7 protein-coding genes are annotated in these 15,092 nt (G+C 64.4%); 1 reads left to right on the top strand and 6 read right to left on the bottom strand.

All coding sequences use genetic code 11. From position 1 onward, the window contains the following. Positions 1 to 8: 8 nt before the first annotated feature. Genes BBA01S_RS23475 through BBA01S_RS42330 form a run of 3 tightly spaced genes read right to left on the bottom strand, consistent with a single transcriptional unit; the run spans position 9 to position 11,328 of the window. Positions 9 to 248 (bottom strand): hypothetical protein, encoded by a 240-nt coding sequence (locus tag BBA01S_RS23475; protein WP_027818597.1) that lies wholly within the window; start codon positions 246 to 248, stop codon positions 9 to 11. Further along, positions 245 to 523 carry a hypothetical protein gene (locus BBA01S_RS23470; protein WP_027818596.1) on the bottom strand — a complete coding sequence of 93 codons (279 nt, stop codon included), beginning with the start codon at positions 521 to 523 and terminating at the stop codon, positions 245 to 247. Before BBA01S_RS23470 ends, BBA01S_RS23475 begins: the two co-directional genes overlap by 4 nt. Next, positions 520 to 11,328 carry a hemagglutinin repeat-containing protein gene (locus BBA01S_RS42330; RefSeq protein ID WP_052391841.1) on the bottom strand — a complete coding sequence of 3,603 codons (10,809 nt, stop codon included), beginning with the start codon at positions 11,326 to 11,328 and terminating at the stop codon, positions 520 to 522. The genes BBA01S_RS23470 and BBA01S_RS42330 overlap by 4 nt, the downstream gene beginning before the upstream one ends. A gap of 283 nt (positions 11,329 to 11,611) precedes the next feature. Between BBA01S_RS42330 and BBA01S_RS23460 the strand changes: the two genes are divergently transcribed. Continuing rightward, positions 11,612 to 11,851, top strand: coding sequence for a hypothetical protein (locus tag BBA01S_RS23460; protein WP_027818595.1), 240 nt, complete (start codon positions 11,612 to 11,614; stop codon positions 11,849 to 11,851). Between the two features lie 22 nt (positions 11,852 to 11,873). Here BBA01S_RS23460 and BBA01S_RS23455 read toward each other — a convergent pair whose 3' ends face one another. From BBA01S_RS23455 to hpnI, 3 genes are all read right to left on the bottom strand, one after another. Next, entirely contained in the window at positions 11,874 to 12,662 is a 789-nt protein-coding gene (locus tag BBA01S_RS23455; protein ID WP_027818594.1) for a metallophosphoesterase family protein, read from the bottom strand. A 60-nt stretch (positions 12,663 to 12,722) separates the two neighbouring features. Continuing rightward, a complete protein-coding gene (locus tag BBA01S_RS42325) occupies positions 12,723 to 13,739 on the bottom strand; it encodes a lysylphosphatidylglycerol synthase domain-containing protein (RefSeq protein ID WP_042297759.1) in 1,017 nt (338 codons plus the stop codon). 90 nt (positions 13,740 to 13,829) lie between these two features. Continuing rightward, positions 13,830 to 15,008: a bacteriohopanetetrol glucosamine biosynthesis glycosyltransferase HpnI gene (gene hpnI, locus BBA01S_RS23445; RefSeq protein ID WP_084162509.1), complete on the bottom strand. Its 1,179-nt coding sequence runs from the start codon at positions 15,006 to 15,008 to the stop codon at positions 13,830 to 13,832. Between the last annotated feature and the right edge of the window lie 84 nt (positions 15,009 to 15,092).

Genomic DNA, 15,092 nt, shown 5'->3' with positions numbered 1-15,092 from the left:
GAACCGCGCTAGATATCAAAGTTGTTGCCGTGTTCGTCGACGAGATCGTGGAACTCAAAGCGGGCGCTGGTGATGATCGAAACGTCGTCGAGCAGGTCGTTATTGCTGCCCGCTCCGCGATAAAAGTCGCCAACTTTGGCGGGATGCAAGATGAGCGCGACGGGCTTGCGCCCGTGCTCACGCTCGTACTGCTCAATAGCGTGCTCGATCAGCTTCCAGATGCCGCAGGACAAAGCAACACCGCTCATGTGCCTCCCTGTTTGCCATTCTTGTCGTCCTTCGTTTCGTAGCTCTTGCGCGCCTTCTTGTAGCTGTTATCGAAGGGCTTTATGTGCAGTAATTTAGCCCGACTGGCCATGCCACCAACGATCACAAATAGGAAACCGAGCAACAACAAAATCCTCGCCCAAATGTTTGGGATATTAGATGTAAGCGCGATGGCGTCGAGCGCAAATCCGACTGCGATAAGCGTCAGGCGAAACCACGAAGTTAGATTCCCATCGTCGACAAAATTGATCTTCATTGTTTTCCGCTGGAGGTTTTAGGCCCAAGAATTTTATTAACCGAGTCTTGTATGTTTGAAGCGACGCCACTTCCGTTCACTTGATTCACTAGTTCGTTCACAACTGGCGTGAGGGGGGGCGATGCAAGTGAAATAGCATTCGAGGCCAAAGCTGTAGATCCGTTGAAAAGATATTGCCCAGCATCGGGCTTCGCTAATTGCCCAACTGCATCTGCGATCGTCCCGACGACAGTCCCGGCAAACGCGATGCCGTCACAAATTGCGGAGCATGGAGTTATGCTGCCGCCGGCTGCCGCTAACGCCGATATTCGCCCAGCGTTGGTCGAAATCATCGAAGTCGTATCTGCAATCGTGCCCCGGACGTAGTTCGCATCGGATTGATCAAACTGGGTAAATGGGCCGGTGATGTTCGTCGAGCCACTCCCCGACTGCTGATAGGTGAACTGGCTCGGCACCTGTCCTGGCGATGCGCTGTTGTAGTTTGCCGTGATATAGCTTTGCAACTGCGGATCGGCCTGCGTAGTCAACTGTGTCAGGATCGGCTGGCCGTTTGCCGTCGCGCCGCCGGATATCCACTTTGCGCCAGAATCCGTTGGTGATTGACCAATCAGCGTCGTCGGCGCGCCCGACTCGTTCGTGCCGTTATCGCTGACGCCCATGATCCGCATCTGGTCCTCGATCTGCGCCTCCGTATATTTTCCGCCGCTCTTGTCCGCCAGTTGCTTGGCCAATGTCTTTTCCTTGGGGTCAAGTTGGCGATTGTAGAGGTCTACGTTTGACGCGGTCGCTGCGCCCGCCGTGCCGCCCACCACTGCGCCACCAAGCCCCGCCACGATGTTTGCGGCCAGGTTGCCGATCAGCGGCGAGCCCGTTTCCGATGCTACCCCATTCGATATCCTGTCCAGATCGCGCGCCATCGCCGATGCGACGCCTGCCCCCGCCGCGCCGCCCAGCGCATCGAGCGCACCGCCGCCCAGCCCGCCAATCAGCGCCCCACCCGCAATGTGCAGCGCCGTCCGGTTGTCGCCGCCTTCATCCCATGCCGCAGCGGTTGCCTGGTCGCCAGCCTTAGACGCTGCTTCGCGCTTGTTATCGGCATATGCCCCGATACCCTGCGCCACGACCTGGCCCGCCGCCTGCGCCGCCTGCATCGTATCGGCCTGCTGCGACAGGATATTCTGCACGTTCGGGGTCGCCGCGACAGTGCCGTTCGTGTTCGTCGTGTCGCGGCTCAGGTTCGCGACGTCCTGCACCTGCGCGCCCGCGTTCGTCACGTTGATCGTCCCCGCGCTCACGGCGCTGCGCGTGGTCGCGCTCGAATCGCCGTTCTCGTTCTGCGAGATCATCGGCGTGACGGCAGGGGTGCCGCTCACCGAGCCAGGGCCAATCGCCTTACCCGTATTGCCGACGCCAACACCGGCACTGATGCCGTTACTGTTCGCATCGTAATGCGACCGGTTCTGGATATCGCTATAGCTAAGGGTGCCCGTTGTCAGGCTGTTCTTCGAGGCGTCCGCCGTGCTGGATATCACTGCGCCAGTCAATGCCGTGTTGCCCTGAACCGCGACGTCGAAGCCTCCGTTGCCCGCCAGAATCCCCGCCTGCTCGTTCACGCCTGCATAGCTGGCGTCGGCGTGCCCGTTCTGTGCGCTGAAGCTCGCACTCCCGCCCGTCGTGGAGATGCTGAAGCCGCCGCCCGCGCTGCTCTGATGCGCCGCGCTGCTCGTCACGTCCTGCACGCTCGTCACGTTCAGGTTCCCGCCGACCGCAGCCGCGATCTGGTTGCCCGTGACCTGCGAGCCGATGATGTTCGTATCGCCGCCCGAGGCGATGGCGACTCTGTTCGCGCCCGTCACATGGGAGGCGTTCTGGATCGCCGCGTCGCTGTTGCCATCGCCGTGCGCGTTCGCCATCGTTGCAGAAATCCCTACGCCGTTCGTGCCGACCGACACGCCGAAGCTCGCGCTGCTGGCGCTGTTGGAACTGCGCGTCGAATCGGTGTTCGTCGTGTTGACGATGTTGACCTTGTCCTTCGCCGCGAGCACCACATCGTTCGCGCTCACATTCGAACCCGCAATCGTCAGGTCGCTGCCGGTCGCTACAAACGCCGCCGTCCCACCCGCCTGCACGTTCGAGCCGCGCTGGATCGTCTGATCCTCCGACGACTGGCTCTGACTCTTGCTCGACCCGATGCTCACCTGAACGCCAATACCCGGCGCTTGTGGGCCAGTCGCGCCGCCCGTGAGCGCGGAGGCCCCCATGCCCGCGATGGCCGTGTCGCCCGCCGTGGCAATGGCGTGGAGCGCCGCGGCGCGCTCGTTACCACTGCCGGCAGACTCGCCGATCGCGCGCCCCTGCGAATAGGCGTTATTGATCGCGTCGCCCACCGAGCCCGAGAGGCCAATCGACAGGCCGCTGCTGCTCTGCTTTTGCGTCTGCGCCTGGTGTGCGGTATCGGTCGCCGAGTCGATGATGACGTTCGCCGCCGTGCCCGCGAGGTTCCCGCCCGCCAAAAGATCGCTGCCCGTGACGTGCAGGGTGTTGCCGGCCTGAATCGAGAGGTCGCCACTGAGCGAGCCGACCGTACTCGCATTGTTCGTGACGCTCGACTGCTCATTCGTCGTCGCGAGCTTGTTGCTGCCGACCGTCACCGTCAGCCCGCTCGTTCCGAAGCCCGTGCGCTTCTCCTCGTACGTGCCCGACGACTGCGCGCTGTCCTGCGTCGTCGTGATGTTCACGTCATGCGCCGCCTGAATCTCGACGTCATTCGTGCCGACGATGGTGCTGCCCAATACGTTGATATCCTTGCCGCTTGAGACCGATACGCTATCAGCCGAAACGAGGCTGCCCTGGCTGACAGTCGCCGTCGAGTTGCTCGAACTCCTGACCTCCTTGCCGCTGACGACGTTGCTATGCTGGTGCTGCTCCTGCGTGTTGTCGACGTAGGTCGCGCTCGCCGCGCCGATGTTCACGTCGCCCGCCGCCGCGAGCGTGGCGGTGCCCTTGTCGAGCGTGATCGCGCTGCCGTTAACGTTGATATCCTTGCCCGAGGCCACCGTGAGCGAATTGCCTGCGTTGAGCGTGGTGCCAGTGAGCGAGTCGCTCGACAGGTGCATCGATTCCGAGTAGCTGCCGTGACTGTCGCTCCCCGAACTGTTGCTATCGACGCTCGAAGTTGCCTTCGCGGCCTGAAGCGTGACATTGCCGTTCGCCGCCACGACCCCGCCGCCGCCGAGGTTGATGCTCGCACCGGTTGCGGTGAGGTCGCCGCCAACGCCGATCTGCGAGACGCCGCCGACCTTGATCGAACTCCCCGTCGTCTGGTTCAGGTTCGTATCGGATACGCCGTTCGCGCCCGTCACGACCTTATGCTCGCCGGTCTGCACCGAACCGATTTCATAGTTACCGCCGACCGCCATGCCGAGATTGCCGCCAACGTTCAGGTTCGCGGCGTTCTGCACGACGTTGCCCCCCGTGACGATGCTCGCGTCGCCCGTGACGTTCACGTTCGCGATCGGGCCGAGCGTGGTCGTGGTACGCGTTGCGCCGGTCGCGCTGACCTGGTTGACGGTCTTGACCGCCGTGTTGAGCAGCAGGTCGCCGCCCGCGTTGACCGCGAGGCTCCCGGCGTTCACGGTCGCCGACGTCAGGTCGATATTGCCCGTTGTCGTCAGTTTCGTGAGGCCTCCGCTTTGCAGCGTGCCGAACGCGTTGTCGATCTGGTTGCCCTGGATCGAGAGCGTATTGCCCGCCTTGACCGTGCCACTGTTGGTGAAGGTCTGCGCGTTCTGGAGGTCGATATCGTTCGCGGCGATCAGCGGGCCGCTGAAATTCTCCTGGCTCGCCTTCGCGAGATAGACGACCGGGACGAGCACCGACTGCCCGTCAACGACCTCCGTCTGCATGATGACGACGTTGCTGGTGAGCGCTGCGACCTGGTCGGGCGAGAGGCTCATGCCGAGCGGCAGATCGAGCGACTGCGAGAGCGATGCGCCCGCCGCGAGCAGCGATTGATAGAGCGACTGCGCATCGGTGTACGGGCCGAGCAGCGCCTTGCCGGTGAGTTTCGTGATCTGGTCGCGGACGAGTTGCTGTTCATACATGCCGTCGCCCAGGCGCCTCTCCGTCGTCTGCGGATTGAGGCCAAGCTGTTGCAGGTAGTAGTCGCTGGAGATGAAGTTTTTCGCGTTCGTGAAGGCCGGATTGCCCTCGACGAGGTAGGTCGAACCCGGCGCGGTCGACGGACGGAACAGGCCGCCCTGCGGAATCGTGAGGTTCTGGAGGACGGTCTGTGCGGTCGCGGCGGCAATGGTCGGATCGACCATACCTGAGCCGTTGACCTTCGTCGCGCCCGACTTCGCCCCGCCCGCGTTGCCGCTGACCGACGAGGCCGCGCCCGCATTCGCGCCCGCGCTGCCGCTGACCGACGAGGCCGCGCCCGCGTTCGTACCCGCGCTGCCGCTGACCGACGAAGCCGCGCCTGCGTTCGTGCCCGCGCTGCCGCTGATCCCGCCTATCGTCACGCCGGAAAGCGCCTGACCGGCGGCGAGGCCAAGCGACGGGATGCCCGCATTGCCCGCCGTGTTGTTGATGCTGATCCCGGTTCCTGAAAGCGTGCCGCCTATCGTCAGCGTCGATTCGTAGTCCGGAAGACCGTAATACTTAACGTCAGCGGGCGCGATCTGGTAGCCGCCCGGGTTCGAGCCGTTGAACGGCACATTGCCGAACGGCAGCGTCCAGTCCGCGATGCTGTGGTCGTAGTTGGTGTAATGGTAGTAGCCCGAGTAGGTCACCTGGATCTCGGGCGCGAGTTGCCCCTTCCAGCTATTCTGGTCGAGCGCGACGGGCGCGGTCATATTGCTTGCCGTGGCAATAGCGCTCCAGTAGTTCTGCAACACGCCGACCTTCGAGGTGTCAAGGTTGCCGCCCGCGATGATCTGCGCCTGCGGGCTGATGCCCGCGATCAGGTTCGCGAGCGCTTCACCCGTGTAGGTCGTGTACTGGTAGCCGCTGTTCCATTGCCCGCCATGCGGCGGCGTCGGGAACGCCCCGCCGATCGCGTCCGGGTCGCCCGAGAGCACCCAGCCCACATAGGGATGCCCGGGATCGCACGCCGCCGCGACGATGGCGGTGCAGCCCGTAAGCGTGATCCCGAGTTGCTCAAGCAGGTCAGGGTCGACGCTCTGGTTCAGCCCGGTCGTCGTCATGGTCGTGCGCGTATTCGTGACCTGCGCGGCGTCGAGCGTCATGTCGCCCGCCGACTCGATCAGGGCCGACTGGTTGCGGATCAGGTTCGCGCTGGTGTAATTGCCGTTCGCGTCCTTGCCGCCCGCGAGGACGACCTTGCCGAGACCATAGATCGCCGTCGTCGCCATCGTATCGGTCGCGGTCGTATCGTCGCGGTTCTCGATATCGGAGGCGAGCAGTTCGAGCGTGCCGTTGCTGTCGGTCGCGCCGATCAATGCGGTCGGCCCGACGTTGGTGATCGACTGTGTGGCGTTGAGCGAGACGCTGCCGCCGATGATGGCTCCGGTATTCGCGAGCGTATTCGAATGCGTCGTCAGCGTGCCGCCCGCCATCATGACGCCGCTGTTGGCGATATCGCCCGCGTTGATGCCGAGATTGTTCGCCGCTTCGAGCGTCGCGCCGTTGGTGAACGTGCCCGGCAGCGTGAACGTCAGGTCATGGCCTGCCGCGAATGCGAGTTCCTGCGTCGGCGTGAAATCGCCCTGCACCGACACCGCGACGTCATGCGCCGCGCTGTACGAGCCGCCGCCCGTGAGCGCCGCCGCGTTCACGTTCAGGTCATTCGTCGAGCCGATCTGGCCATTGGTATTGGTGAGCCCGCCCACCGCCGTGACAGCGACGTTACCGCTCGACCCGGCAAAATTGCCGATCAAGCCATTGCTGTTGTCGAGCGTCCCGCCCTGGACTGACACGTCCGCGCCGCTGATCTGCCCGCCCTGCGTGTTGGCGACCTGTGCGCCGTCGACCGCGACCTTGCCGTTACCGGTGATGACGCCGCCGCTGTTGCCGATCGCGTTCGCCGCCTGGACGGTCGTGTCGCCCGTGCCGAGATTGCCGATCAGGCCGTCCGTATCGTCGACCGAGGCCGCATGCACCGAGAGCGCGCTCGCGTCCCCCGCCTGCCCCGTGCCCGACTGGATCTGTCCGTTGGTGTTGGTGAGCGTACCGCCCGCGTTCAGCGTCTCCGAACCGAGCGCACGGATCGCGCCGTTTGCGTTGTTGACGTCGCCCGCGACGGTCGACGTGATATCACCTTGCGCCGCGAGCACGCCACCCGCATTGTTCACGCTCGCGGCCTGCGCCTCGATCTCCCCGGCGCTGATGATCCGGCCGCCCACATTCGAGAGCGAGCCTGCGCCGTTGCCGGGCGCGAGCGTGAACGTCCCCGTTCCGGCGTGGAGAATGCTGCCCCGGTCGTTATCGAGTGCGCCCGGCGTGAGCGTGAAATCGGTGCTGTTGGTTTGCAGCGTGCCGCCCGCCGAATTGTCGAACGTCCCGGCGACGTTCAAACCCATCGACAACAGGCCATATTGCGTAATGGAACCGTCGTGATTGATCAGGTCGTTCGCACTGAGCGACAGCGCATTCGCTTCGATATCGCCGCCGCTGTTGTCGAGCGTGCCACCGGTCTTTACGGTGAGAACCGGCGCAACCATCGAGCCGCCGCTGTTCGTGAGCGATTGCGCCTGAACCGTGGCGCTCGCATTCGCGCCGATCTGCCCGCCGTTGTTGTTCAGCGTGGCACTGTTGGCGATCAGCTCCGTGTTCGAGAGCAGCTTGCCGTTCGTGTTATTGAGCGTGCCGCCGACCGTCGCGGTGAGTCCCTGCTGCGCGACGACCGTCCCGGCGGCGTTGTTGAACGCGCCCGCGTTGAGCGCGATTTTTCCGTTGCCCTGGATCGTCCCGCCAGCATTCGAGACGGCTCCCGCACCCGTGTCCACGCTCAGCGTGCCTGTTCCCGCGTGCGTGATAGTGCCGCCGTCGTTATCCAGCGCCCCGGGCGCGAGCGTGGCATCGGTCGCGTTCGTCTGGAGCGTGCCGCCTGCGGAATTGTCGAACGCGCCACTGACGTTAAAGCCCATCGTCGCGGTGCCGTACTGCGTGATCGCGCCGCCGTGATTGAGCAGGTCGCTCGCACTGAGCGCGAGCTGGTTCGCAGCGATATCGCCGCCGCTGTTGTCGAGCGTGCCGCCCGTTTTCACCATGAGTTGCGGCGCGACGATCGAGCCGCCTTCATTCGTCAGCGTTGACGCCTCGACCGTGGCACTCGTATTCGCGCCAATCTGCCCGCCGTCGTTGTTGAGCGTGCCGCCAGTCACACCGAGACCGGTGTTCGACAGCAGCTTGCCGTTCGTGTTATCGAGCGCCCCGCCGACCGTCGCGACGAGTCCCTGCTGCGCGATGACCGCCCCGGCGGCGTTGTTGAGCGCGCCCGCGTCGAGCGCGATTTTTCCGTTGCCCTGGATCGTGCCGCCTGCGTTCGAGACGGCTCCCGCACCGGTGTCCACGCTCAGCGTGCCTGTTCCCGCGTGCGTGATGGTGCCGCCGTCGTTATCCAGCGCCCCGGGCGCAATCATGGCATCGGTTGCGTTCGTCTGGAGCGTGCCGCCCGCCGAATTGTCGAACGTGCCCGTGACGTTGAGGCCCATCGACGACAGGCCATATTGCGTAATAGAGCCGTTGTGATTGATCAGGTCGTGCGCACTGAGCGACAGCGCATTCGCCCCGATATCGCCGCCGCTGTTGTCGAGCATGCCACCGGTCGTGACGGTGAGAACCGGCGCGACCATCGAGCCGCCGCTGTTCGTGAGCGATTGCGCCTGAACCGTGGCGCTCGCATTCGCGCCGATCTGCCCGCCGTTGTTGTTGAGCGTGCCGCTGTTGGCGGTCAGGTCTGTGTTCGACAGCAGCTTGCCATTCGCGTTGTCGAGCGTGCCGCCAACCATCGCGGCGAGTCCCTGCTGCGCGACGACCGCCCCGGCGGTGTTGTTGAGCGCGCCCGCATTGAGCGCGATTTTTCCGTTGCCCTGGATCGTCCCACCAGCATTCGAGACGGCTCCCGCGTCATTGCCTGCGCTGACCGTCAGCGTACCCGTCCCGGCGTGCGTAATGGTGCCGCCGTCGTTATCCAGCGCCCCGGGCGCAAGCGTGGCATCGGCTGCGTTCGTCTGGAGCGTGCCGCCCGCGGAATTGTCGAACGTCCCGGCGACGTTAAAGCCCATCGTCGCGGTGCCGTACTGCGTGATCGCGCCGCCGTGATTGAGCAGGTTCGCCGCCGTGAGCGCGAGCTGGTTCGCCTCGATATCACCCTGGCTGTTGTCGAGTGTGCCGCCCGTCGTGAGCGTGAGGGTCGGCGCGATGATCGAGCCGCCTGCGTTCGTCAGGAAGCCTGAATTAACCGTCATCGATGCGCCTGCGCCGAGCTTGCCCGCGTTGTTCGTGAGCGTCTGCGCCGTAAGCGCGAGGCCCTGGTTCGCGATGGCGCTGCCGCGCGTGTTGTCGACGTTCGCGCCGTGCAGGTTCGCCGAGCCGTTCGCGGCGATGGTGCCGCTGACGTTGGAGAGGGTTCCGTTCGCCCCGTTCGCGCCGACATCGAGCGTCCCGCTGCCCGCGTGCTGGATCGTGCCCGCGTCGTTATCGACGCTCGCGCCGCTGATCGAGAGATTCGCCGCGTTCGAGGCGATGTTGCCGCCGTTCGCGTTGTCGATCCTGCCGCCCGCCTGCACGGTCTGGTTCGCGGTGCCCGATTGCAGGATCGAGCCGCCTTCGTTGATCAGGTCGCCCGGCGTCGACACCGCCACCGTCGCGCCTTCGATATCGCCGCGCGTGTTGTCGATGGACGCGCCCGAGAGCGTCGTCGAGGTCGCCGCCGCAATCGTGCCGCCGGTGTTCGAGAGTGCGCCGCTTGCAGTCGCGGAGAGTGCACCGCCTGCCGTGATCGTCCCGCTGTTCGAAAACCCCCACGCCCGCAAAACCGCATTCGCGACCGCGCTGAGTTGCCCCGCGTTCGTGAACGTGTACGCGCTCGCGCTGACGTTGCCATTGCCGCCAATCACGCCGCCGATACCGTTGACGAGCGCCCCGGTGACGCCCAGGTTCAGGCCGTCGCCGTTCAGCGAAAGGATTTGCCCGCCGGTATTGTCGAGCGACGTGCCCGCGAGCGAGAACGCGCCGCCCGCCTGCATGGTCGCGCCACCGGTATTCGTCACGGCTCCGCCATGCACCTGCATCGCGCCCTGCGAGACGAACGTGCCGCCCTGGTTCGCCATTGCGCCGGGGGTCTGCGCAACGAGCGGCCCCTGCGCCGAGACAGAGCCGCCCTGGTTCGAGATCGCCCCGGCGTTGAGCGTCACGCTGCCGCCCGTCATGGTGCCGTGGTCGTTCGCGAGCGTCCCCGCCGCGCTTGCACCCAGCGCCCCGCCCGCGCTGGTGCGCGCGCCAGCGAGGTTGAGGTCGCCTGAATTCGCCGCAAGCGTGAGGTTGCCGTTCGCCGCCGTCTCGCTACCCGAGAGGTTGACGCCCGCGCCCGTGATCGACGCATCGCTGCCCGCGACGTTCTGCCCCGTCGCGCTCAACTGTCCCGAGGCGCTCAGGTTCAGGCCCGCGCCCGGGTTGGCGCTGACGTTGCCGTTGTTATCGACGCCCGCGCCGAATGCGCCCGTCGACGCAATCGAGCCCGCGCTCGCCGTCGTGCTGCCCTGCGCGGCCATCGTGCCGCTGTTGACGAGCGCCCCGCCCGTCGACGCAACGAGCGACTGCTGCGCGTACGTCGTGCCGCTGTTGCTGATCCCCTGGCTCGCGTTGAGAATGACGTTGCCGCTTGCCGTGGTGCGTCCGGTGAGCGTCACCAGCCCGTCCGCAGTGAGCGTAAAGTCGCCCGCCTGCGCAGCAATCACGCCCTCGTTCGAAACCCCCACCCCGTGCTCGTTCGAGCTTAAAACGATCTTCCCCGCGTACATGCCGCCAAGCTGGCTGACGTCGATCGAGACGGGCGACGGCGCACCATTGCCCGCGATCGGCGTCGCTGCGAGCGTGGCATGGTCGACGTAGTTCGTCCCCGTGACCGCGTTGAGCGTATTGGCGTAAAGCGCCGCATTGATCTGCACGCTGCGCGCGATCAGATCAACCTGATCGATGTTCGCAGCATTGAAGCCCGCGCCCTGGACGGTGATGTTCCCGCCCGTGACGTTGTACCCGGCGAGCGCCCCGCTGCTGTCAATCACGGGCGTGCCGGTGGTGAGCACGGCCCGGTTCGTATTGATGAAGTTGCCGCCGTTGACGGAAATCCCGTTCGGGTTCGCGAGGACAAAGGTTGCGGCCTGGCCCGCGATTTCGGCGGGGCCGTTGAATTGCGTGGCGTTCGCGCTGCTGACCTGGTTGACGATGATTTTCGCCGCCTGGCCCGGCGCAAAGTTAGGATTGCCGTTGATATAGCCAGCCAGTTGCGTGCTGACTGGCGTCGCGGAGTTGTTGAGCACGACGCCGTTTTTCTGGACGTCGAACTGGCTATAGGAGTTGACCGAGACGCCCGCGCCCGTCGGTTTCTGGATATTGACCTGCGGCAGGCCGTTGGCCGTCGAGATGACCTTCGGCGCGTTCGCGCCCGCCGGGACGATCTGCGCATACGCGCTCCCCACCCCGACCAGCAGCGCAGCGGCCACCGTTGCAAATACGGCGCTTTCCCCGGCGCCGCTCTTGCCGCTTGCGCTTGCGGTCTCCTCGACCGGGACGAGCATGCCGCGCGCACGGTTAAAGACCAGCCTGTAGCTCTGATTCATATCGCAGACCTGAATTTTTATTCGGCTGCAATGCTGACAGTCGGCCTTCATCGGCGCACGTCAAGAAGTGTCAAAGCAACGTAACCTGACGTTTTTTCAGACTTGGCTTAATCAGGCCATGCTCCCCGCATCGTTTGCGTGGTGCGCGTACAACGTAGGCCGAGAGGAGCGGGGCGATAGCGGCCCGGAGCCGGGCGCTGGAGGCTATTGACCCGCTGCGGACGATGGGCGTGTTACCGCCTGCGGATCAGAGAACAGGCCCGACGGGCCAGGGACAGCGACGATGGTGTACATACCGGACAGGCCCGGCAACAAACCGGAGACAGCGGCGGCGACGCGCGGCGCCTATCTGGACGCCGATGCCCAGCGCGCGTTGATGCGCTACCTCTCGCAGCTCGCCGAGGACGCCATTGCTGGCGCGATGATCGCCGCCCCCTCGCTCACGGATCGCGACCGCCCGCTCGGGCAACGCGCCGAGGTGCTCTATCGTGAGGCGCGTCGCTCGCGTACGCGGCAAACCTGAAACCTGCGCAGCAAAAAAACGATCAAAGCTCGACGACGCAATGCGGGTTGAACGCGCGGTTTTCCCACTGCAAATCCGCGTCGCATTGCGCCGACGCGAGATTCAGCGGATAGCCACGCGGATTCGCGATCACACGCGCGCCGCCCGAACGGTAATCGAAGGAATCGTGAACGTGCCCATGAACCCAGAGATCCGCGAACGGCAGCAGATTGCGCAGGTCGCTCAAGAACCCCGCGTTGACGGGGTGATCGCGAAAGCGCTCGTGAACGGAATCCGGCGACACGCCATGATGTGTGATCACGACCGTCTTGCCGCGAAATGGCGTCGCGAGTTCTTTCACGAGCCACTGAATCGCATGGCGATGTTCGGCGAGCGCCTCTTCAGGGCCAAACGGCGAGCCGTCCTCGCGCACGATCGACTGATGATCGGACATCGTCTCGCGCGCGTATTCCATGCTTTTCTCGCGATCGCCGTACAGCGCGTAATCCGTCCACAAGCAGCAGCCGAGAAAACGCACGCCGTGCAGTTCGACCGCCTTGCGCTCAAGGTAATGAATATTCGTCCCTTGCGCGCGCTGCGCGATCGCGCTCACGGTTTCGCTATAGCCCCTGCCATACGCTTCGTGATTACCGCTGACATAGACCACGGGCACGGGCCAGTCGGCAAACCGGTCAACGCCTGCTGCGCCAAGGTGAATATCGCCCGCGAGGATCAGCAGATCGGCGTTGGGTGCGGCCTCCAGCGCGGGACTATCGGGAAACTTCGATTGCAGGGCGTCGAGGTGAAGATCCGACGCAATCTGTACTTGCATAGCTAGTTGCCAATTTCTGAATGACGTTGCAGCCGCGGATCGCGAAACGCGCAGCCAGCGTCACGTTTTTTGCGCAGGTGCGCCAGGGCCTACGGCCGGCGTTTCGTCGGCGCGCGACGAAGTATATTCGGCCAGTTGCCAGGCGACCAGACCCGGCACATAGAACAGCAGGTCGCGGATACGGCGTGCGCCCGCAAGCGCGAGACACGTCGGCGCATCGAAACCGAACAGCGAGCCGATCAGCACGAAGCCACCCTCCTGCACGCCCAGGCTCGCCGGCACGAGAAAGGCGATGCTGCTGACAATCTGGATCAGCGCTTCGATCACGCAGGCCTGAGCAAGCGTCGGCTGCGCGCCGAGCACACGCAGCGCCAGCCAGATTTCGAGCGAGAAGCCGATAAATTGAATCGTCTGCCAGATGAACAGATAGCGCAGCACCGTGCCCCTGCGACGCCAGATCAGCTTGACGGCCTGGTCGATGCGCACCGACTTGCCCACCAGTTCGACCAGCTTGCCGCTCGTGACCTGATTGAGCACGCGCGCAAAGCGCTCAAAAGGCCTCGCATGCTGCACCAGCGCAAACAGCACCAGCACGGGCACAGCAGCACTGATGCTCCAGAGCAGCGTGCTGATGGTGCGCGCCGTCCCGGAGCTGGAACCATCGAGCACATAGGCGCACGCGAGGAAAGCAAACAGAAGCTGGCTGATCAGCGTCAGTTGAATATCGACGACGAGACTGCCCAGCGCAGTCGCGGGACGCACGCCAAGACGGCCGAGCAAGCGGAACGAAACAATCTCGCCGCCCACGCGCGCGACCGGCAACAGACCATTCACCGATTCGCGGAGCCACACGATCTTGAGCATCGTCAGCAACGACGGACGCTCTGCGGGACGGATCAGCGTGCGCCAGTCCCATGCATTCGCCCACATCGGCAGGATATGGACGAGGGCCGCGAGCACGAGCCCCAATCCCGCTTCACGCATCAAGCGCCACGTCGTTTCCGGATGCTCGCGCCAGACCAGAAACACGGCGATGGCAAAACCCACCAATGCGGCGATACGACCAAGCTGCTTCATCAATCACGCCCTCTTGCGCGCTCTATTGTTTGATTCATTTCGTTCGTTACATTCACTGATTTCGCGGACGCCGTCGCCGTGCGGGTTCGTTCAATCATCGCGCGCCGGCGACAGCATGCCGTTGCCATCTACGCTGAATCGAATGCCGCGCCACACAACGCCCGAGGAACCGAAACTCGCACAATAGACGGCAAATTGCAGCATGTCGCAGAGCGGCAGGTTCCACAAGCCGCGCGTGCGGCTGCGAGTGGCGCGATCGACGCAAAGGACAAGCAGCGTGCGTGCCAGCAATGCGGCGCACGCGACCAGACACGCCGCCGCCGCCCCGCCCGAAAACGCCACAGCCAGCAACGCGAGCGGCAAGGGATGCATCAGCACAGCGCCAAGATGGCCGGATCGATCCGCCGCGCGTATCGTGCGGCTCCAGCGCAATTCATGGGTGAAGAACTCCGCGAATGTCGTTTCGACGCACGCGTGTTCGACGACCAGCGGCGGAATCGCCACTGTCTTGCCAATGCGGCGCACGGCTTCGCCCAGCGCGTGATCCTCGGCGAGATGATGCGCGAACTGACGCAGGCCGCCAATCGCCTCCAGGGTCTCACGCGTGAGCGCAATCGTCTGTCCAAAGCAGGGCCGCGCGCGCCCGATCGCAACGCCCGTGATCACGCCGGGCAGGAAGTGATAGTTCGTCAGCGCAGCCCCGACGCGCGGCCAGAACCCCGGTGCGCACAAGCCGCGATAGACCGTGGTGACCAGTCCTACGCCCGGCTCGTCGAGCGTGCCCACGACCTTGCGCAGATACGTGCGATCGACTCTCACGTCGCTATCGGCAAAACACAGGACATCGTGGCTCGCGTGTTCGAGCATATTGACGAGATTCGCGATCTTGCGGTTCGGCCCATAAAGCCGGCCGTCTGCAACGATGGTGATGACCGCTTCCGGATAACGCACGCGCAATGCCTCGACGCGTTTGAGCGCAGCATCGTTTGCGTCATGCACGCCAAACAGATACTGAACTGCTCCTGGGTAATCCTGATTAAAGAATGATTCCAGGTGCTCGGACAATTGCCATTCGTCGCCGTGCAATGGCTTCACCACGGTCACGCCGGGAAACTGCTTCGGCACAGTGACGCTGCGCGCGAAAAACCGTCCTGCCAGCAGGCTCGCCAGCAAGGTGTAGACAACGCCTAGCGACGCCGCTGCGCCAAACAGCACGGCAATTGCGTCGAGCAAGACATGTTCGATATAGGGCGGCGCGATGTCGCGCATCGCGGCCGCCACCACCGCGCCGACCAGGATGACAATTGCCGGCGCTCGTAAGCTCGTGAGAAAAACGCCCTTGCGCGAGCCGTT

This window comes from Paraburkholderia bannensis NBRC 103871 (assembly GCF_000685015.1).
Taxonomy (GTDB): domain Bacteria; phylum Pseudomonadota; class Gammaproteobacteria; order Burkholderiales; family Burkholderiaceae; genus Paraburkholderia; species Paraburkholderia bannensis.
The sequence above is the reverse complement of the archived record's forward strand: the minus strand, read 5'-3'. Positions and strand labels throughout refer to the sequence as shown.

Excerpts from the sequence above, each read along its gene's own strand:
- BBA01S_RS23475 (WP_027818597.1), bottom strand. The coding sequence starts at position 248 with ATGAGCGGTGTTGCTTTGTCCTGCGGCATCTGGAAGCTGATCGAGCAC.
- BBA01S_RS23470 (WP_027818596.1), bottom strand. The coding sequence starts at position 523 with ATGAAGATCAATTTTGTCGACGATGGGAATCTAACTTCGTGGTTTCGC.
- BBA01S_RS42330 (WP_052391841.1), bottom strand. The coding sequence starts at position 11,328 with ATGAATCAGAGCTACAGGCTGGTCTTTAACCGTGCGCGCGGCATGCTC.
- BBA01S_RS23460 (WP_027818595.1), top strand. The coding sequence starts at position 11,612 with ATGGTGTACATACCGGACAGGCCCGGCAACAAACCGGAGACAGCGGCG.
- BBA01S_RS23455 (WP_027818594.1), bottom strand. The coding sequence starts at position 12,662 with ATGCAAGTACAGATTGCGTCGGATCTTCACCTCGACGCCCTGCAATCG.
- BBA01S_RS42325 (WP_042297759.1), bottom strand. The coding sequence starts at position 13,739 with ATGAAGCAGCTTGGTCGTATCGCCGCATTGGTGGGTTTTGCCATCGCC.
- hpnI (WP_084162509.1), bottom strand. The coding sequence starts at position 15,008 with ATGCGCGACATCGCGCCGCCCTATATCGAACATGTCTTGCTCGACGCA.